Source organism: Micromonospora sp. DSM 45708, from assembly GCF_039566955.1.
Taxonomy (GTDB): domain Bacteria; phylum Actinomycetota; class Actinomycetes; order Mycobacteriales; family Micromonosporaceae; genus Micromonospora.
This window is the reverse complement of sequence record NZ_CP154796.1, coordinates 853468-872958: the sequence shown is the minus strand read 5'-3', so window position 1 is coordinate 872958 and position 19491 is coordinate 853468. Positions and strand designations below refer to the sequence as shown.

General features: G+C 73.5%; 18 protein-coding genes. 8 read left to right on the top strand and 10 right to left on the bottom strand.

All coding sequences use genetic code 11. From position 1 onward, the window contains the following. Positions 1–4 precede the first annotated feature (4 nt). Entirely contained in the window at positions 5–889 is an 885-nt protein-coding gene (locus VKK44_RS04245; RefSeq protein WP_343445526.1) for a tryptophan 2,3-dioxygenase, read from the bottom strand. Positions 890–1031: 142 nt separating this feature from the next. On the opposite strand from VKK44_RS04245, the gene VKK44_RS04240 reads away from it, so the two are divergent. The 3 genes from VKK44_RS04240 (at position 1032) to VKK44_RS04230 (ending at position 2987) form a co-directional block, all read left to right on the top strand. Next, entirely contained in the window at positions 1032–1475 is a 444-nt protein-coding gene (locus VKK44_RS04240) for an Lrp/AsnC family transcriptional regulator (RefSeq protein WP_343445525.1), read from the top strand. Positions 1476–1555: 80 nt separating this feature from the next. Next, a complete protein-coding gene (locus VKK44_RS04235; protein WP_343445523.1) occupies positions 1556–2065 on the top strand; it encodes a hypothetical protein in 510 nt (169 codons plus the stop codon). Positions 2066–2222: 157 nt separating this feature from the next. Further along, the gene (locus VKK44_RS04230) at positions 2223–2987 is read left to right on the top strand and encodes a class F sortase (protein WP_343447660.1); all 765 of its coding nucleotides are present in this window, start codon (positions 2223–2225) and stop codon (positions 2985–2987) included. Between the two features lie 11 nt (positions 2988–2998). On the opposite strand, the gene VKK44_RS04225 is transcribed toward VKK44_RS04230, so the two are convergent. Together VKK44_RS04225 and VKK44_RS04220 are read right to left on the bottom strand one after the other, a co-directional pair. After that, complete coding sequence (locus VKK44_RS04225; RefSeq protein ID WP_343445522.1) at positions 2999–3538, bottom strand: HNH endonuclease; 540 nt, start codon at positions 3536–3538, stop codon at positions 2999–3001. Positions 3539–4020: 482 nt separating this feature from the next. After that, entirely contained in the window at positions 4021–4395 is a 375-nt protein-coding gene (locus VKK44_RS04220; protein WP_343445521.1) for a peptidase inhibitor family I36 protein, read from the bottom strand. A gap of 348 nt (positions 4396–4743) precedes the next feature. Between VKK44_RS04220 and VKK44_RS04215 the strand changes: the two genes are divergently transcribed. From VKK44_RS04215 to VKK44_RS04205, 3 genes are all read left to right on the top strand, one after another. Further along, a complete protein-coding gene (locus VKK44_RS04215; protein ID WP_343447659.1) occupies positions 4744–5772 on the top strand; it encodes a mechanosensitive ion channel family protein in 1029 nt (342 codons plus the stop codon). A 232-nt stretch (positions 5773–6004) separates the two neighbouring features. Further along, positions 6005–7372 (top strand): MFS transporter, encoded by a 1368-nt coding sequence (locus VKK44_RS04210; RefSeq protein ID WP_343445520.1) that lies wholly within the window; start codon positions 6005–6007, stop codon positions 7370–7372. A gap of 78 nt (positions 7373–7450) precedes the next feature. Then, on the top strand, positions 7451–7837 hold the full coding sequence (locus VKK44_RS04205; protein ID WP_343447658.1) for a globin: 387 nt from the start codon (positions 7451–7453) through the stop codon (positions 7835–7837). Between the two features lie 21 nt (positions 7838–7858). Here the strand turns inward: VKK44_RS04205 and VKK44_RS04200 are convergent, their stop codons facing one another. The 4 genes from VKK44_RS04200 to ettA all read right to left on the bottom strand — a co-directional run bounded on the left by VKK44_RS04200 (position 7859) and on the right by ettA (position 11370). Then, positions 7859–8455 (bottom strand): type III secretion system chaperone family protein, encoded by a 597-nt coding sequence (locus VKK44_RS04200; protein ID WP_343445519.1) that lies wholly within the window; start codon positions 8453–8455, stop codon positions 7859–7861. Between the two features lie 131 nt (positions 8456–8586). Further along, positions 8587–9261, bottom strand: a complete 675-nt coding sequence (locus tag VKK44_RS04195; protein WP_343445518.1) for a hypothetical protein — start codon at positions 9259–9261, stop codon at positions 8587–8589. Beyond that, on the bottom strand, positions 9258–9701 hold the full coding sequence (locus VKK44_RS04190; protein ID WP_343445517.1) for an acyl-CoA thioesterase: 444 nt from the start codon (positions 9699–9701) through the stop codon (positions 9258–9260). The genes VKK44_RS04195 and VKK44_RS04190 overlap by 4 nt, the downstream gene beginning before the upstream one ends. After that, positions 9694–11370: an energy-dependent translational throttle protein EttA gene (gene ettA / locus VKK44_RS04185; RefSeq protein ID WP_343445516.1), complete on the bottom strand. Its 1677-nt coding sequence runs from the start codon at positions 11368–11370 to the stop codon at positions 9694–9696. Before ettA ends, VKK44_RS04190 begins: the two co-directional genes overlap by 8 nt. A 348-nt stretch (positions 11371–11718) precedes the next feature. On the opposite strand from ettA, the gene VKK44_RS04180 reads away from it, so the two are divergent. Next, positions 11719–13119 (top strand): alpha,alpha-trehalose-phosphate synthase (UDP-forming), encoded by a 1401-nt coding sequence (locus VKK44_RS04180; protein ID WP_107155943.1) that lies wholly within the window; start codon positions 11719–11721, stop codon positions 13117–13119. Beyond that, entirely contained in the window at positions 13116–15716 is a 2601-nt protein-coding gene (gene otsB / locus VKK44_RS04175; protein WP_343445515.1) for a trehalose-phosphatase, read from the top strand. Before VKK44_RS04180 ends, otsB begins: the two co-directional genes overlap by 4 nt. 145 nt (positions 15717–15861) lie before the next feature. On the opposite strand, the gene cobA is transcribed toward otsB, so the two are convergent. From cobA to cobC, 3 genes are read right to left on the bottom strand one after another with little or no spacing between them, the layout of a single operon-like run. Further along, positions 15862–17145: a uroporphyrinogen-III C-methyltransferase gene (cobA, locus tag VKK44_RS04170; protein WP_343445514.1), complete on the bottom strand. Its 1284-nt coding sequence runs from the start codon at positions 17143–17145 to the stop codon at positions 15862–15864. Then, complete coding sequence (locus VKK44_RS04165) at positions 17142–18296, bottom strand: nicotinate-nucleotide--dimethylbenzimidazole phosphoribosyltransferase (RefSeq protein ID WP_343447657.1); 1155 nt, start codon at positions 18294–18296, stop codon at positions 17142–17144. Before VKK44_RS04165 ends, cobA begins: the two co-directional genes overlap by 4 nt. Then, entirely contained in the window at positions 18296–19372 is a 1077-nt protein-coding gene (cobC, locus tag VKK44_RS04160; RefSeq protein WP_343445513.1) for an Rv2231c family pyridoxal phosphate-dependent protein CobC, read from the bottom strand. Before cobC ends, VKK44_RS04165 begins: the two co-directional genes overlap by 1 nt. Positions 19373–19491: the final 119 nt, after the last annotated feature.

The following is a 19491-nucleotide window of genomic DNA, read 5'->3' as shown; positions in this document are numbered from 1 at the left end:
CCGGTCACATCGCGGTACGGGCCGACCACAGCTCCGGGAAGACCACCCGGGCCATGCTGCGCTGCAACCATGCCAGCCCGGCCGAGCCGCCGCTGCCGACCTTCGCGCCCATGGTGCGCTGCACCGCCTTGACGTGGTTCCACCGCCAGTCGCCGAACTGCTCGGCCACCTCGGTGAGCGCGTCGCCGAGCAGGCGCAGGTGGTTGTCCGGCCCGCTGTCGCCGTAGACGCGCACCCAGGCCGCCTCGACGGCCGGGTGCGACTCGTGCTCGACCGCGACGTCCCGCTCCAGCAGCTCGGCCGGCAGCGGGAAGCCGCGGCGGGCGAGCAGCGCCACCACGTCGTCCCAGAGGCTCGGCGTGGCCAGCGCGGCGGTCAGCTCGGCGTGCACGTCGGTCTGCCGGCGGAACGGGCGGATCAGCGCCGGGTCCCGCAGGCCGAGCAGGAACTCCAGTTGCCGGTACATCGCCGACTGGAAGCCGGAGCCCTCGCCGAGCCGGTCCCGGAACCGGTTGAAGTCGGCCGGCGTCATCCACCGCAGTCCCTGCCAGGCGGCGTTGAGCCCCTCCAGGTGCAGCGCGGCGCGGCGCAGCGGCGGCAGCGCCTCCCAGATCCGGTTGGCCCGCAGCTCGCGCTGGGCGTGCCGCAGCTCGTGGCAGGTCAGCTTGAAGTACAGCTCCATGATCTGGCTGACCATCAGGAAGGACATCTCGCCCGGGTCGTCGCTGAGCGGCTGCTGGAGCCGGTGCAGCGTGCTGGCGTGCACGTACGCGTCGTACGGCACGCGCTCGGCGAACTCCAGCGTCGGCTCGCCTCCGTTGCGCGCCGCTCGGGCCGCCCGCTGCTGCGAGGTGGCCGGGCGCACCGCCGTCGTCTGTTCCACCGTCATCTCCGTCCGTGCGCGGGGGTAACCGCCATGATCTCGCCGGTGCACGCACCGAGGGAATGCCGGTTCAACGGCGGTATGGTGGTCTGACCTCACGAGCCGAAAGCATCTCGGCTCTACGACTTCACGGAAGAAAGGCCGCCGCGTGGACGACATGGACTGGGCGCTGCTCCGGGAACTCCAGGCCGACGCCCGGCTCTCGTTCAGCGAGCTGTCCCGCCGGGTGCACCTGTCCCCGCCGGCCGTCGCCGAGCGGGTCCGGCGGCTGGAGGAGTCCGGGGTGATCACCGGCTACCACGCCCACGTGGACCTGACCCGGGCCGGGCGGACCGTGCTGGCGCTGATCCGGATGTCCTGTTACGGCTCGCGGTGCATCCTCAACGACCCGCGGGTGGCCCAGTGGGCGGAGATCATGGAGATCCACCGGATCACCGGCGACGCGTGCAGCATGCTCAAGGTCGCCGCCGCCTCGATGGGTGAGTTCGAGGCCGTCATCGACCGCCTGGCCCCCTACGGCCAACCCTCCAGCACCATGGTCCTGTCCACGCCACTGGCCTGGCATCCGGTGGTCAAGGCGATGCCGGGTTAGCCCCTGACCCTGCCGGGAAGGCAGCCCCCGCTGCCCGTCAGCAGGATTCCGGTGCGCCGTCGCACCGGGAGGGGGGAATCATGCCAGGGCTCCTGTCACATCGCGCGCTGTCGTCCGTACTGGGCCTGCTGGGCCTGGTCGCGGCGTTCGTCCTGACCACCGCCGCACCGGCCCGGGCCGGGGAGAGCGTCTTCATCGAGGTGACGCCGAACAGCGTCCAGGCGGGCTCCCGGGTGAACCTCCGGGCCGGCTGCGACGCGAACAACAGCCGCCAGGCCCAGGTCACCTCGGACGCGTTCGGCCGGGTGACGCTGCGGTCGAACAACGGCTTCCTCACCGGCTCGGTCACCGTGCCCGGCAACAAGGCGCCCGGCGACTACCCGGTGAACCTGGACTGCGCCAACGGCAACACCGCCTCGACCATGCTCACCGTGCTGAACATGTCGCAGCCGAGCAAGGGGCCGGCGACCGGCGGCGGGGGCACCGCCGGCGGTCGGGGCACCGGCTCGCTGCTCCTGGTCGGCGGTCTGGCGGCGGTCGCCGTGGTGGCCGGCGTGAGCGCCCGCCGCAAGCCCGGTGGCCGCGTCTGACGCCGGCGCCTCGATGGGCCGCCCAGGGCGCCGCACCGGCACGGGTCGCGGCGGCCGGCACCGCCCGGGCGACGCGCCACGGGACCGCGCGGCACGGAGCCGGACCGCACAGGACCGGACCGCGCGGGGCCGGACCGCGCGGGGCCGGACGGCGCGGCTGCGGGCCGCGCTCCGCCTGACGTCCCGGGCCGCGCGTCGGTTCGCCCACGCCGCCGGGCACGCGTTCTCGGCCAGCGTCGCCACCGCCGACCCGCACGCCCGCCCGGTCGCGGCCCGCGCCACCACGCCCACCACCCGCCGGTACGCCCCGCGCCCCGGCCCCGGCGTCCCGGTGCTGGTGGTGGCCGGCCTGATGGCGCTGATCGTGGCCATGCTCGGGGTGGAGCGGGTGACCGGCGTGAGCGTGCTGCCGGACCGGATCGTCGCGGGCCTGCGCCCGCCGCCGAAGAAGTTCCCGGTGCTGCCGGCCAGCCCGCCGACCGACCTGACCATCGGCAAGCTGGACCTGCGCGCCCCGGTGCACCGGGTCGGCATCGCGCCGGACGGCAGCATCGCGGTGCCGGACGTCAGCCGGGCCGGCGAGGTCGGCTGGTACGACCGGGGCCCCACCCCCGGCCAGTACGGCCCGGCGGTGCTGGTCGGTCACGTCGACACCACCACCGGTCCGGCGGTCTTCCACGGGCTGCGGGAACTCGACGACGGCGACCGGATCGAGGTGACCCGGCAGGACCGGTCGGTGGCGGTCTTCGAGGTGACCTCGATCGAGCGGTACGGCAAGGAGAAACTGCCGGTGCAGGAGGTCTACGGCGACTTCAGCCGCCCCAACCTGCGGTTGATCACCTGCGGCGGGCGCTGGGTGGGCGGCGAGACCGGGTACGCCGACAACCTGGTCGTCTACGCGTCGCTGGTGCAGGCCCGCTGAGTGCCGGCCGGTCAGGCCGCTTCGGGCTCGGGCTCGCGCAGGTCGAGCCAGTCCGCCCAGCGCGGGTCGGGAGCGCGGTGACCCAGCACCCGCCAGGCGTTGCCCTTCGGCGCCACCGGCAGGTGGTGCAGCCGCCAACCCAGCTCGGCCGGCGTCTTGTCGCCCTTGGTGTGGTTGCAGCGCGCGCAGGCCGCCACCACGTTCTCCCAGGCGTGCCGGCCGCCCCGGCTGCGCGGGAAGACGTGGTCGATGGTCTCCGCCGGCCCGCGACAGTAGGCGCACCGCCACCCGTCCCGGGCGAAGATCCCCCGGCGGGAGAGCCCGACCTGGGTGCGGTAGGGCACCCGGACGTAGCGGGTCAGCCGCACCACGGAGGGCACCGGGAGCGCGTTGCGCGCGCTGTGCAGGATGCCCTCGCCGTCGGCCACGCAGACCGCCTTGGCGGAGAGGACGAGGATGGCGGCACGACGCACCGACACGACGCACAGGGGCTCGTAGGTGGCGTTGAGAACGAGTGCACCGGAGCCCGCCGTGGGTCGTATGTCAGGCATCGCGCTCACCCTCCCGGTCCAGCCCTCCCGCCACCACCACGCCGAGACCGCCCCGCACACTGCGCGGAACGGCCCCGACGCCGGCCGGATCACCGACGTCCGTTGGGCCAATAGTCCCTGATCGCGCCCCGGATTGCACGCACTAATCCCGGAAGTGGTTTATTGATCATCTCGAATCGGACAGGACCGGCGGCGCGGCAGCGGGGTGACCATCGACAGTCGTCGACGCGCGACCCCACCTCCCCGCCCTGGCGCACCGGACCCGGGGCCGCGGGCCGCGCCACGCCGACGGCTCGACCGAGCGGCAGCCGCCGCCGTCCGGCCCAGTCCCGCCACGGTGCGCCGGCCCGCGAGGCCCGTCCCACCGGATTCCCCGCACCGGTGCCACTTTCTCGCCGGGTCCACCCGGTCCGAAAAAGCCCACCGGCACGGCTGTGGGACACATTCCGCTCAATAATCGACCACTCCGCCGGAGGCGGTTGTCAGCATCGCTTCAGCGAGCTGATCCTGTTCTCGGTATTCGTGCTCATCACATCAATCTTCTGACCCGCCGGCATGAGCGCGACCAACCCCCCTTGATAGTCCGTCCCATCCCAGACGCACCACGTGTCGGAGGTGCAATTCCACATGCTCTCGGTGTTGTTGTTCATGCCCTGCGGTCCGACACCGTCGCCGAGGTTCGCGTCTCCGTTGCTGTACGAGGCGAGCACCCCCGCCCCGCGAGGTGCGGAGAACAGACAGAACCTCCCCGACGGGCAATCGCTGAACGCCGCCTGGGCCGGAGTGGCGACAGCAAGGGGCGTCAGGAGTACAGGAACTGCCGCCCAACCGAATACGATTCGCTTCATCCTGTTCATGGCGTGAGACTAGGTCTTTCCATCTCAGGCGTCAAACATTCACCTCCATCACGCTCATGTTCGGTGTGGCGAGTGCCGTCCCCGCTTCCGTAAGCGCGCTTTCCCTGCCGGGCAAAGACCCTATCTGATGGTAAATGCGGGTAAGGGAAGGTCGATACCGGCCAATCAGGATCGCCGCACCAATCGTCGGCGCGCTTCCGGGCACCGACACCGGGCGTGCCAGGATGGCCGGTTCGCCCGGGCGGACCGGCGCCGGCGGCCCGCCACCTCCGGGGGCGGGTCCGTGCGGCCCCCGCCCCGCCGGTGCGGTACGAATTTCCCGTGAACGTCTCCGACCTGATCACGGCCGTGCTGTCCGCCGTCTCCGACCGACGCCCGGACTGCCAGGGCAGCAGCTCCTGCGAGTGGGTGTACCGGCTCACCAACTCCGCCTGGTTCGCCGAGAGCAGCTACTGGATCCTGCTGAAGCCGCTGCGGGTGGCGCTGATCCTGCTGCTGGCCGTCGCCGCCCGCTGGGCGTTGCACCGGACCATCAACCGGCTGGTGCGCACCACCACGCAGGGCGCGGTGCCGACCATGCTCCGCCCGCTACGGGAGCGGATCCCCAGCGCCACGCTCGACCCGGAGCAGTTCGTGCCGGAGCGCCGGCGGCAGCGCGCCGAGGCGATCGGGTCGGTGCTGCGCAGCATGGTCACCGCGTTCGTCTTCGGCATCGCGCTGCTGATGGTGCTCAAGGAGTTCAGCTTCGACCTGGCCCCGCTGCTGGCCAGCGCCGGCATCGCCGGTGTGGCGCTCGGTTTCGGCGCGCAGAGCCTGGTCAAGGACCTGATCGCCGGCCTGTTCATGCTGATCGAGGACCAGTACGGCGTGGGCGACACGGTCGACCTCGGCGAGGCGACAGGCGTGGTGGAGGCGGTGGGCCTGCGGGTCACCACGGTGCGCGACGGCCGTGGCGTGCTCTGGTACATCCGCAACGGGGAGATCATCCGGGTCGGCAACAAGAGCCAGGGCTGGGCGCTGGTCGTGGTGGACCTGCCGATCGGCTTCGCCGGCACCGAGGAGGCCACCGCGGTGCTGCGGACCGCGGCGGCGTCGGTGGCGCTGGACCCGGAGCTGGCCCCGGAGGTCGTGGAGCAGCCGGAGGTGCTCGGCGTGGAGCAGATGACCGTCGACGGCGCGGTGATCCGTACCGTGGTCAAGACCACCGCCGACGGACAGTTCGCGGTCGGCCGCGAACTGCGCCGCCGGCTCGCCGAGGCGCTGGAGAACTCGGGGATCACCGCCCAGATCGCCGCCGCCCGGCTCTATCCCGGGCTGCCGCCGCAGCCGCCGTCGCCGCTGCGGCCGGAGGGAAAGGGCCCCGGCGGAGCCGCCTGAGGGCCGGGACGGGCGGACGATTTCCGGGGGTCGCGCGTCGCGCGGCCCCTCGGGTATCGTCCGTTCGTTCAGTCGGAGATGCGACGATCAATCCGTTCGCCCTAGTCAGTTGTCAGACGATCGGGCAGAATCCGGTGAACACGCTCCTTCGGGGAGTGTGTCGTGTCCTCGCCGATCGGTTGATCTGACGACGGTTCCCGGTCGGGCCACCACAAGTGGCCGGCTCGGAACGATGGAGGCGACGGTGTCCGACCAGCGACCCGCCCAGGAGAGCCCGGCCACCTTCCGTGACGTGTTCGGCCAGTCGGAGTTCCGCGCGCTGTTCGCCGCCAACGTCCTGTCCTGGGTCGGCGACTACCTCGCCAAGGCCGCGGTCACCGTGCTCGTGCTGCGCGAGACCCAGTCGGTCGCGCTCTCCGCCGCCGCCTTCGCGGCCAGCTACCTGCCCTGGCTGGTCGGCGGCCCGCTGCTCTCGGCGCTCGCCGAACGGCACCGCTACCGCCGGGTCATGGTGCTCTGCGACCTGATCCGGATGGCGTTGATGGTGCTGGTCGCCATGCCGTTCATGCCGGCCTGGTCGATCCTCGGTCTGATCTTCCTGGCGACGCTGGCCAACCCGCCGAGCCAGGCGGCGCGCTCGGCGCTGCTGCCGCACATCCTCGCCGGCGACCGGCTGGTGGTGGGCCTCGCCGCCTCGACCAGCGCGGCGCAGGGCGCCCAGGTGATCGGCTACCTCGCCGGCGCGACCATCGCGGTGCTGAACCCGAGCACCGCCCTGCTGCTCAACGCGGGCACGTTCGCGCTGTCGGCCGCGCTGGTCCGGTTCGGCCTGCGCGACCGTGCCCCGTCGATGACCGAGGCGCACCGCAGTCACCTGCTGCGGGAGACCGCGCAGGGCTTCCGGATCGTCTTCGAGCGGCCGGTGCTGCGCGCCATCGCGGTGCTGGTGTTCAGCGCCATGCTCTTCTCGATCGTGCCCGAGGGGCTGGCCGCCGGCTGGGCCGCCGACCGCACCGGCGGCGGCATGGACGCCGGCACCGCCCAGGCGGTGATCATGGCCGCCAACCCGGTGGGCTACGTCCTCGGCGGGCTGCTGATCGGCCGGCTCGCCGCCCCGGCCCTCCGGCTGGCCCTGATGCCGCCGCTGGCGGTCCTCGCGCCGGCGGTGCTCGTGCCCGCGCTGCTCGACCCGCCGCCGGCCGTGGTGGCCCTGCTGGCCGCCGCGTGCGGCTTCGCGGTCGGGGGCATCGTCCCGGTCGCCAACGGCCTCTTCGTGCAGGCGCTGCCGGACGGCTACCGGGCGCGGGCGTTCGGCGTGATGGCCAGCGGCACGCAGATCATCCAGGGCGCGTCGGTGCTGGCCACCGGCGCGCTGGCCGAGCGGTTCACCATTCCGACGGTGGTCGGGCTGTGGAGCGCGGCCGGGGTGCTGCTCATGCTCGTCGCGGCGGTCACCTGGCCCCGGCGGGCGACGATCGAGGCGGCCGTCGAGACCGCCCGCGCCGAGTCGGTCGCCGGGAGCGCGCACCCGGCGGCCCGGGAGCCGGCCGGGGGCGACCGGGGGCGGGAGCACGCGCGGCACCGGCACGCGGTGACGTGACCTCCGCCGCCCGGCGGCCGGGCGCGGGTGCCGGGTCACGCCTGGCAGGATGGAGGCGTGACTTCCCCAGGCGAGTCGATGACGCTGTTCGAGGCGATCGGCGGTGAGCCCGCCTTCCGCAAGCTGGTGGACGAGTTCTACGCCGGCGTCGCCGACGACCCGCTGCTGCGGCCGATGTACCCGGAGGAGGACCTGGGCCCGGCGGCGGACCGGCTGACCCTGTTCCTGATCCAGTACTGGGGCGGCCCGCGCACCTACTCGGACCAGCGCGGGCACCCACGGTTGCGGATGCGGCACGCCCCGTTCCGGATCGGCGCCGCCGAACGCGACGCCTGGCTGCGCCACATGCGGCGGGCCGTGGACACGCTGGACCTGCCGCCGCAGCTCGCCGTCGCGCTCTGGGACTACCTGGAACGGGCCGCGTACTTCATGGTGAACGTGGCGGACGACCCGGCCGCGGGCTGACCGGCGCCCGCCGGCGCGGGCTCAGAGCAGGGCGCCCTCGTCGTGCAGCCAGTCGACGAACGTGGTGGCCACCGCCGCACCGCAGTCGAGCATCTCGACCAGCAGCGCGTCGTGGGTGCCGGCGCCGAGCGGCACCTGCAACTCCGCGTAGATCGGGAGCTGGCCACGCTCGGTCGGGTCGCCGATGTAGGCCTTGCAGAACCGTCGGGTGTGGTTCCACTCGTTCACCACCCGGTAGGCCCGGTCCGCCCAGTCCGGCGGCACGGTCGCGTGTGGACGGGCCCGCATCACGAGGATCTCGTCCTCCGGCCCCTCCAGCGCGACCAGCACGGCGTGCCGCTCCCACATGGCCAGCAGGTTGCCGTCACCGTCGGCCAGGTAACGCACGTCGAGCAGGTCGAGCGCGTCACAGACCCGGCTCAGCGTGACCGGGGCGACCGTGGCGGGCATGGCGGGCATGTCCGCGATGCCCGGCCGCTCGGGCGCCGCCGCCGCGTCGTCGTCCGGTCGGCGTGGGGTCGGTGGCCCGACCCGGACGCTGTCGTCCACTGTGGTCCCGCTTCGAGTTTCCGGATCGCCGCCACCGGCGGGACCGGGGCGCCATGACCACCACGGCATCGCTCGCGCACCTCACTCCCCAGCGGATCCAGCCGCCTACGGTGCGTTGGATCCGAGGATGGACGGTACCCGGACAGCCGGCAGGAGGCATCCCCCCACCGACCGCCCCAGCCCGGAAGAACGATGCCGGGTCATCCGTTCGGATGAGTCGGGGTAGGCGTGAGTGCAAGGTCCGCGACGGTCCGCGACCACACCGCCCCGTACGGCCCGACCAGTCCGACCCAGTGGCCGGCCACCCGCACCTGAACGTCCCCGGCGTCGGCGCCGAGGAAGCCGAGCCGCACCACGCCCTGCACCAGCCGCTGCGACACCTCCACCGGCGCGCCCGGCTCCCCGTCCGGGGTCACCACCACCGCCACGTGGTCCAGCAGCGCGTCCCGCAGCACCCGCTGGCCGACCGCCCGGCCCGCCACCCCGTGGGTGGCCGCCTCGCGCAGCGTCCCGGCCGCCGCGTCCGCGATCCGGCGCAGCTCGGCGCCGGGGAGCATCTCGACCGGCCGGCTGACCGGCGGCGGCAGCGGCCAGCGCCAGCCGTCGTCGCGTCGCCGCGGCAGCGCCGCGCCCCCGGCGGAGAGTTCGGCCAGCAGCTCCGCCGCGGCCACCGTGACGTCGCCGGGCGCGGCCCCGGGCACGGTGCGCACCACCAGCACCCCCCAGGGCAGGCGGGCCCAGAGGGCGGTACGGCCGGCGCCGGGCACCGGACGGAGCCGGACCAGGACGGCCGGGTCGAGCCGGACCAGCCGGGCCAGGAAGGCGCCGGCGTCGGCCACCCCGGTCAACCCGTGCCCGCCCGCCGGCCCGGTCATCCGGCCAGCCCGGGGGCGTAGCGGAGCAGGAACGCCCGTTCGTCGGCCGAGATCCGGCGCGGGCGCTGCGTGGACAGGTCGAACGGGACCAGCACCGACCGGGCGGTGCCGGCCAGCGCCTCGCCGTCGTACAGCTCGTACGCGACCGAGAAGGACGCGGCCCGGATCTCGTCGACCCAGAGCTCGATCCGCACGCTCGGCGCCGCCTCCGCGCTGGCCCGGCCGAGCGCGTAGTCGACCGGGCGCAGGTAGTCGACCTCGTGCCGGCGGATGACCACGCCGTCGACGAACGAGCCCACCCCCCACGCCCGGCCGCCGGCGAACATCATCGCCACCCGGGCCTCCTCGTAGAGCGTGAGGAAGCGGGCGTTGTTGACGTGGCCGTACGCGTCCAGGTCGGACCAGCGCAGCGCGCAGTGGTAGACGAACCGGTCAGTCACGGGTGAGCTTGCGGTAGGTCACCCGGTGCGGACGGGCCGCGTCGGCGCCGAGCCGTTCGATCTTGTTCTTCTCGTACGCCTCGAAGTTGCCCTCGAACCAGAACCACTTGGCCGGGTTCGTGTCGTCGCCCTCCCAGGCCAGGATGTGCGTGGCGACCCGGTCCAGGAACATCCGGTCGTGGGAGATGACCACGGCGCAGCCGGGGAACTCCAGCAGCGCGTTCTCCAGGCTGGAGAGCGTCTCCACGTCCAGGTCGTTGGTCGGCTCGTCGAGCAGGATGACGTTGCCGCCGATCTTCAGCGTCAGCGCCAGGTTGAGCCGGTTGCGCTCGCCGCCGGAGAGCACCTTGGTCGGCTTCTGCTGGTCCGGTCCCTTGAAGCCGAACGCGGCGATGTACGCCCGGGACGGCATCTCGACCTTGCCCACCATGAGGTGGTCCAGCCCGTCGGAGACGACCTCCCAGACGGTCTTGTCGCCGTCGAGGCCCTGCCGGTTCTGGTCGACGTACGACAGCTGCACGGTGGGGCCGACCTTGACGTCGCCGCTGGTCGGCTGCTCCAGCCCGACGATGGTCTTGAACAGCGTGGTCTTGCCGACGCCGTTCGGGCCGATGATGCCGACGATGCCGTTGCGCGGCAGCGAGAACGACAGGTTGTCGATCAGCACCCGGTCGCCGAAGCCCTTGGTCAGGCTGTGCGCCTCGATCACGGTGCTGCCCAGGCGCGGGCCCGGCGGGATCTGGATCTCCTCGAAGTCCAGCTTCCGGGTCTTCTCCGCCTCGGCGGCCATCTCGTCGTAGCGGTCGAGGCGGGCCTTGGACTTGGTCTGCCGCGCCTTGGCGTTCGACCGGACCCACTCCAGCTCGTCGGAGAGGCGCTTGCGCATCTTGGCGTCGCGGCGTCCCTCGACGGAGAGCCGGGCGGCCTTCTTCTCCAGGTAGGTGGAGTAGTTGCCCTCGTAGGGGTAGGCCCGGCCGCGGTCCAGCTCCAGGATCCAGTTGGCCACGTTGTCCAGGAAGTACCGGTCGTGGGTGATGGCCAGGACGGTGCCGGCGTACTTGGCCAGGTGCTGCTCCAGCCACTGCACGCTCTCCGCGTCCAGGTGGTTGGTGGGCTCGTCGAGCAACAGCAGGTCGGGCGCCTCCAGCAGCAGCTTGCACAGCGCCACCCGGCGGCGCTCACCACCGGAGAGCTGGGTCACGTCGGCGTCCGGCGGCGGGCAGCGCAGCGCGTCCATGGCCAGTTCGAGCTTGGAGTCGATGTCCCAGGCGTCGGCGGCGTCCAGCTCCTCCTGGAGCTTGCCCATCTCCTCCATCAGCTCGTCGGAGTAGTCCGTCGCCATCTGCTCGGCGATCTTGTTGAACCGCTCCAGCTTGGCCTTGGTCTCGGCGACCGCCTCCTCGACGTTGCCCAGGACGGTCTTGGCCTCGTTCAGCGGCGGCTCCTGCGCCAGCATGCCGACGGAGTAGCCGGGCATGAGCCGGGCCTCGCCGTTGCTCGGCCGGTCGAGCCCTGCCATGATCTTGAGGAGGCTGGACTTACCGGCGCCGTTCGGGCCGACCACACCGATCTTGACACCCGGCAGGAAGTTCAGCGTCACGTTGTCCAGCACGACCTTGTCGCCGTGCGCCTTGCGTGCCTTCTCCAGGACGTAGATGAACTGAGCCACGGTGCGGGCTACCTCCGTCGGTTGCGATCGCGGGCTTGCGGGGTGCGGGGCGCGGGGCGCGGGCTTCGACTCCGCCCGCCGCCGCCGGCCGGGAGCCGGCCGTGCGCACACCGCCGTCAATCCTGACAGGTACGGGCGGCCACGCCCACATCACCCCACCCCAGCACCGGTACGGCGTGCGCGTCGTCACCATTCGGCACGTCTGAGCCGCCGCTGTCGACAAGATCACGAGCAGGGTTCGGCGGTTCCGGGGGCGGGTAGTGGACTCCGGCACGGGGGATCAGACGCCGCAGCTACGCTCAGTACGCTCATCGCGGTGGACCCGTCAGTATCCGGAGGTGGCCGATCGTGACCGTCCGTAGCTCCTTTGTCGTAGTGGCCAACCGACTGCCGGTCGACGAGGTGAGCACACCCGAGGGACGGCAGTGGCGACGCAGCCCCGGCGGCCTGGTGACCGCGCTGCACCCGGTGCTCGCCGAGCACCAGGGCACCTGGGTCGGGTGGGCCGGCGGCACCGGTGCCGCGCCCGAGCCGTTCGACCTGGAGGGGATCCGGCTGCACCCGGTGCCGCTGAGCGCCGAGGAGCTGGAGCGCTACTACGAGGGGCAGTCCAACGCGACGATCTGGCCGCTCTACCACGACGCCGTCGAGACGCCCGCCTACAAGCGGCGCTGGCGCGAGGCGTACCGGTTGGTGAACGCCCGGTTCGCGGAGGCCGCGGCGGACGTGGCGGCCGAGGGCGCCACGGTCTGGGTCCAGGACTACCAGCTCCAGCTCGTTCCGGCGATGCTGCGCGAGCTGCGCCCCGACCTGAAGATCGGGTTCTTCCTGCACATCCCCTTCCCGCCGATCGAGCTGTTCATGCAGATGCCGTTCCGCGCCGAGATCCTGCGCGGCCTGCTCGGCGCCGACCTGGTCGGTTTCCAGCAGCGGCTGGCGGCGCAGAACTTCGTCCGGCTGGCCCGGCACCTGCTCGGTCTGCGCTACGAGGGGCAGATGATCCAGGTCGACGGCCGGCAGGTGAAGGCTGGCGCGTTCCCCATCTCGATCGAGACCCGGGAGATGGAACGGCTGGCCGAGGACCCGACGATCCAGGCCCGGGCGAAGCAGATCCGCGAGGAGCTGGGCAACCCCAAGACGATCATCCTGGGCGTCGACCGGCTCGACTACACCAAGGGCATCGAGCTTCGGCTCAAGGCCTTCCGGGAACTCCTTGCTGACGGAAAGTTGACAGTTCCGGACGCGGTTATGGTGCAGGTCGCCACGCCCAGCCGCGAGCGCGTGGAGCACTACCAGGCACTTCGGGTGAAGGTGGAACGCGAGGTTGGCCGGATCAATGGTGAATTCGGCCGGGTCGGCGTGCCGGCGGTGCATTATCTGCATCAGTCGTACAGTCGCTCCGAGTTGGCGGCGATGTACGTGGCCGCCGACGTGATGATGGTGACCCCGCTGCGAGACGGAATGAATCTGGTGGCCAAGGAGTACGTCGCATCGCGCGCCGACCAGGGCGGCGCGCTCGTGCTCAGTGAGTTCGCCGGCGCCGCCACCGAGCTGCGCCAGGCGTTCCTGTGTAATCCGCACGACCCGGACGCGGTGAAGGACGCGTTGCTCCGGGCCGTGCACGTCGAAAAACCCGAAGCCCGCCGCCGGATGCGCGTCATGCAGCGCCATCTGCGCAGCCACGATGTCGGCCACTGGGCCAAGTCGTTCCTCAGCGAGCTCGGTGTCCCCGATACGGAGGCTGCGTGACCCCGCCCGCTGCCGCCACCTCCTCCGGTGGCGTGCTCGACCCGGAACTGCGTGCCGCGATCGGCCGCATCGCCCGGACTCCCCAACTCCTGATCGCCTGCGACTACGACGGCACACTGGCGCCGATCGTCGAGGACCCGACAAAGGCCGTGCCGCTGCCCGAATCGGTGGCCGCGATCCGCGCCCTGGCCTCGCTGCCGCAGACCAGCGTCGCGGTGGTCTCCGGCCGCGCGCTACGCGACCTGGCCACGCTCTCCCGGCTGCCGAGCGAGGTGCATCTGGTCGGCAGCCACGGCTCGGAGTTCGACATCGGCTTCGTCGAACGGCTCAGCCCGGAGCTGATCGCGGTCCGGCACCGGCTCCGCGAGGCGCTGCGGGAGATCGCCGCCGCGCATCCCGGGGTCCGGCTGGAGCGCAAGCCGGCCAGCGTGGCCGTGCACACCCGCGGGGTGGACCCGCAGGTCGCCGCCGCCGCCGTGGACGCGGTCCGCAGCGGTCCCGCCACCTGGGACGGCGTCACCGTCACCCAGGGCAAGGAGGTCATCGAGCTGTCGGTGGTGGCCACCCACAAGGGCACCGCTGTCGACCAGCTCCGGACCCAGCTCGCTGCCGGCGCGGTGCTCTTCATCGGTGACGACGTCACCGACGAGAACGCGTTCGGCAACCTGCACGGGCCGGACGTCGGCATCAAGATCGGCCCCGGCGACACCCAGGCCGACTACCGGGTGGCCGAGCCGATCGAGGCGGCCCGCGCGCTCGGCCTGCTGCTGGAGACCCGGCGGCACTGGCTCTTCGGCGAGCGGGCGGTGCCGATCGAGCGGCACTCGATGCTCGCCAACGGGCGCACGGTCGCGCTTGTCACACCGGAAGCCAAGATCACCTGGCTGTGCCACCCGAAGCCGGACTCGGCGGCGATCTTCGCCGACCTGGTCGGCGGCAGCCCGGCCGGGCACTTCACCATCGGCCCGGAGCGCGGTGGCATCCCGCTGGGCCAGCGCTACCGCAGCAACACCATGACGGTGGAGACCCGCTGGTCCGGCCTGACGGTCACCGACTGGCTGGACCTGCCCGCCCGGGAGACCACGCCGGACGACCCGACCGTGGTCAGCGGCGACTCGACCCTGGTCCGGGTGCTCAGCGGCACCGGGCGGGCCCGCGTCGAGTTCGCGCCGCGCCCGGAGTTCGGGCAGGTCGCGGTGCAGCTCCAGCCGCTCGACGACGGGCTGCTGGTGCTCGGCTCCAACGAGCCGGTCGCGCTGCACTCCCCCGGCGTCGAGTGGGAGGTCACCAACGACGCCGGGTACGAGACCGCGAAGGCGGTGGTGGACCTGTCCGCCGCCGGCGGGCAGGTGGTGCTGGAGCTGCGCTTCGGCACGCAGAGCCTGGAGCCGCACCGGGTGCCGGTGCACGAGCGGCAGGCCGCCGCCGAGCAGCCCTGGAAGGACTGGGTGGCCTCGCTGCGGCTGCCCACCACCGCCCGGGACCTGGTCGCCCGCAGCGCGCTGACCCTGCGGGGGCTCACCCACGAGCCGACCGGTTCGATCCTCGCCGCGGCGACCACCTCGCTCCCCGAGGAGCTGGGCGGCGTCCGGAACTGGGACTACCGCTACTGCTGGCTGCGGGACGCGGCGATGACCGCGCGGTCGCTGGTCGACCTCGGCTCCACCGAGGAGGCCGAGGGGCTGCTGCGCTGGATCGACGGCGTGGTGGAGCGCACCGGCGGGCATCCGGAGCGGCTGCACCCGCTCTACACCGTCGACGGGTACGAACTGGGCGCCGAGGCGGTCATCGACACGCTGCCCGGCTACGCCGGCTCCCGGCCGGTCCGGGTCGGCAACCTGGCCAACCACCAGCTCCAGCTCGACGTCTTCGGCCCGGTGGCGGACCTGATCGCCGCGGTGGCCGACGCCCGGGGCTCGGTCCGCGACGACGAGTGGCGGGTGCTGGAGAACATGGTCGAGGCGGTACGCCGCCGCTGGCACGAACCCGACCACGGCATCTGGGAGGCCCGCCTCCCACCCCGGCACCACGTGTTCTCCAAGGTCATGCTCTGGATGACGGTCGACCGGGCGCTGCACGTGGTGCGCCAGCACGGCGGCGAGGACCGGCCGGAGTGGGTCGACCTGCGCGACCGGATCGGGGCCAACGTGCTGGAGCACGGCTGGCACCCGGAGGCCGAGGCGTACAGCGTCGCGTACGGGCACGACGAGATGGACGCCTCGTCGCTCTGGATCGGCCTGTCCGGGCTGCTCCCCGGCGACGACCCGCGCTTCCTCTCCACCGTGCTCAAGATCGAGGCGGACCTGCGCAGCGGCCCGGTGGTCTACCGCTACCACTGGGACGACGGCCTGCCCGGCCGGGAGGGCGGCTTCCACATCTGCACGGCGTGGCTGATCGAGGCGTACCTGCGCACTGGCCGCCGCACCGACGCCGAGGAGCTGTTCACCCAGATGGTCGACACGGCCGGCCCCACCGGCCTGCTCCCCGAGCAGTACGACCCGCTCGCCGAGCGGGGCCTGGGCAACCACCCCCAGGCCTACAGCCACCTCGGCCTGATCCGCTGCGCCCTGCTCCTGGACAACATGCTCAAGCAGTAACCCGAACCACACGACGCGGCCCGGGACCCACGGTCCCGGGCCGCACCCGTCCCCCGCCCCACCCCACCGCGTTGATCTTGCACTTACCGCCCCGACAAAGTGGGTGGAACCCGGCAACTCCCGGGCACCAAGTGCAAGATCGACGTCAGGGGGCGGGCGGGAAGGGCGGGGCGGGCGGGGCGGTCAGGGCGTCCACGACGTCGCCGACGACCACGATGGCGGGTGGGCGGAGCGCGGCGGCGGTGACGTCGGCGGCCACCGTGCCGAGCGTCGAGCGGAGGGTGCGCTGGGTCGCGGTGGTGCCCTCCTGGATCACCGCGGCCGGAGTGGTCGGCGGCCTGCCGTGGGCGATCAGCGTCGCCGCGATCGCGGCCAGGTTCTTCAGGCCCATCAGGATCACCAGCGTGCCGCGCAGGCCGGCCAGCGACTCCCAGCTCACCAGCGAGGCCGGTGAGTCCGGCGCGACGTGCCCGGAGACCACCGTGAACTCGTGCGCCACCGCCCGGTGGGTCACCGGCACCCCGGCCACCCCCGGCACCGCGATCGCGCTGGTCACCCCCGGCACCACGGTCACCGGCACCCCGGCCTCGGCGCAGGCCAGCAACTCCTCGCCGCCCCGCCCGAAGACGTACGGGTCGCCGCCCTTGAGCCGGACCACGACCTTGCCGGCGAGGGCCCGGTCCACCAGGATCCGGTTGATCTCCTCCTGGGCGCGCGACGGCCCGTACGGGATCTTCGACGCGTCGACCAATTCGACGTCCGGCCGCAGCTCGTCCAGGAGCAGCCCGGGGACGAGCCGGTCGGCGACCACCACCTCGGCCTCGGTGAGCAGCCGCCAGCCCTTCACGGTGATCAGCTCCGGGTCACCGGGCCCGGCCCCCACCAGCGCCACCCGCCCGCCGGACGGCTCAAGCGGGGCCCCCTCCGCTACCGGATGCGTCAACACGGGGGCCCTCCTTGCGCTCAGGAGGGTGCGGACGGCGTCGCGTACGGCCATCGCACGGTGCGGGTCGCCACCGCCGAGGACCGCCACCGTCACCGGGCCGTGACGGGTCACCGCGGGCGTCCACGCGCTGGCCGCGGCCCGGTCGTCGGCCCGGACGCAGAAGACCCGCCGCTCGGCCGCGGCGGCGCTCACCGCCGCCGCGGCGGCCCGGTCGTCCACCGCCACCTGCACCAGCCACGCGCCGTCCAGGTCGCCGACGGCGAACCGGCGCGGCTCCCAGTGCAGCCGCCCGGCGTCGGCGTGCGCGCGCAGCGCCGGCGTCAGCTCCGGCGCCACCAGCAGGACGTCCGCGCCGGCGTCGAGCAGCGCGGGCACCCGCCGGGTGGCCACCGCTCCCCCGCCCACCACGACCACGCGCCGACCGGCCAGCCGCAACCCCAGCGGGTACGGGCTGGGCGACCCCTCCCGGGCCGGCCCGCTCACTTCTCGGCCACCCCGGCCGCGTCGAACGTGGCCACCTCGTGCAGCACCCGGACCGCGCCGGTGACGACCGGCAACGCGAGCAGGGCACCGGTGCCCTCGCCGAGCCGCAGCCCCAGGTCGATCAGCGGGTCGAGCCCGAGGTGCCGCAACGCCGCCGTGGCGCCCGGCTCGGCGCTGCGGTGCCCGGCGACCATGGCGCCCACCGCGTCCGGCGCGAACGCGGCGGCGGCCAGCGCGGCGCTGACCGCGATCACACCGTCGAGCAGCACCGGCACCCGACGCGCGGCAGCGCCGAGGATCAGCCCGGCCAGCGCGGCGTGCTCCAACCCGCCGACCGCCGCGAGGACGCCCAGCGGGTCGGCCGGGTCGGGGGTGTGCCGCTCCAGCGCGGCCCGCACCACGCCGACCTTGCGGGCGTACGTCTCGTCGTCCACGCCGGTGCCCCGGCCGGTCGCCGCCGCCGCGTCCACCCCGGTGAACACGGCGACCAGCGCGGCGGCCGGAGTGGTGTTGCCGATGCCCATGTCGCCGGTGAGCAGGACGGCGGCGCCGGCGTCGGTCAACTCGGCGGCGACCCGGATGCCGGTCTCCACCGCCGCCCGGGCCTCGTCCCGGGTGAGCGCCGCGGTGACCGTCATGTCCCGGGTGCCGGCGCGCACGTTCGCCGCCACCAGGCGCGGCCCGGCCGGGTCGGCGGGCGTCGCGACGAGGCCGGCGGAGAGCACCGCCGGGGTGGTGGGCGGGCCGTCCGGGTCGGCGGAGAGCGCGGCCGGGTCGGCGGGCGGGCCGATCGGGAGCGGGGTGGCCACGCCGACGTCGACCACGGTGACCGAGGCGCCGGCCTGCCGGGCGAACACGTTGACCACCGCGCCGCCGGCCAGGAAGTTGCCGATCATCTGGGCGGTGACCTCCTGCGGCCACGGGGTCACGCCCTGGGCGTGCACGCCGTGGTCGCCCGCGAAGATCGCCACCGCGGCCGGGTCGGGCAGCGGCGGCGGGCAGGTCCCGGCCAGCCCGGCGAGGCGTACGGAGAGCGGCTCCAGGGCGCCGAGCGAGCCGGCGGGCTTGGTCAGCCGGCCCTGGAGCTCGCGCGCCGCCGCCATGGCCGACTCGTCGAGCGGGCGGATCGCCGCGACGGTGGACTCCAGCATCATGCCTCCAGGATCCGTGCCAGCGTGTCGATGAACGCGTCGGTGGTGGCCCGGTCGCGCACCGCGATCCGGAGCCAGTCCGGGCCGAGCCCGGGGAACGTGTCGCCCCGGCGTACCGCCCAGCCGTGCTCGCGCAGCCGCTCCCGCAGCGCGGCGGCGCCGGGCCGGTGGATCAGGACGAAGGCGCTGGCCGGGCGCCCCGCCACGCGTACGCCGGGCAGGGTGGCCAGGCGGGCCACCAGGTGCTCGCGGTCGGCGGCGAGGTCGGCGGCGATCGCGCGTTCGGCCGCGACGGCGACCGGCGTGGCGCAGGCGGTGGCGGCGGCGAGCGCCGGGGTGGAGACCGCCCAGAGCGGCTGGACGGCGGCGAACCGGGCCAGCAGGCCGGCGTCGCCGAGCAGGTAGCCGATCCGCAGCCCGGCCAGCCCCCAGGTCTTGGTGAGGCTGCGGACCACCACCAGGCCGGGCAGGTCGCGGCGGGCGGCGAGGGATTGCGGCTCGCCCTCGACGCCGGGCGCGACGGTGGTGTCGGCGAACGCCTCGTCGACCACCAGCACCCGGCCGGGGCGCGCCAGCGCGGCGAGCGTCTCCGCCGGGTGCAGCACCGAGGTCGGGTTGGTGGGGTTGCCGACCATGACGAGGTCGGCGTCGGCCGGCACCCGGGCCGGGTCGAGCCGGAAGCCGTCGGCCGGGTCGAGCAGCACCCGGTCCACCCGGTGACCGGCGGCCCGCAGGGCGGCCTCCGGCTCGGTGAACTGCGGGTGCACCACCACCGGGTGGCGGGCGTCGCGCAGCGCGTGGGCGATCAGCACGAAACCCTCGGCCGCGCCGGCGGTGAGGAGTACCTCGTCCGGGGGTCGCCCGTGTCGGTGACCGACGGCGGCGCGGGCGGGCGCCGGGTCCGGGTACGCGGCCAGCTCACCCAGCGCGGCGGTGATCGGGTCGGCCAGCCAGTCGGGCATCGGGGCGTGGCGCACGTTGACCGCCAGGTCCCTCAGTCCGGGCGTGGCTTCGGCGTCACCGTGGTGTCCCAGGTCGGGTTCGGCGGGCGCGGCGGCGGTCGGCGGTACGGGCATGACCGCGATCCTGCCGGGAAGCCGGGTCCCGGGACAGCGCATCCCGGCGTGGGTCGCGTCACGGCCCGCCCGTTTATGAATTCTTCTCATTTCCGAATCGGAAATGTCATAGCTTGACC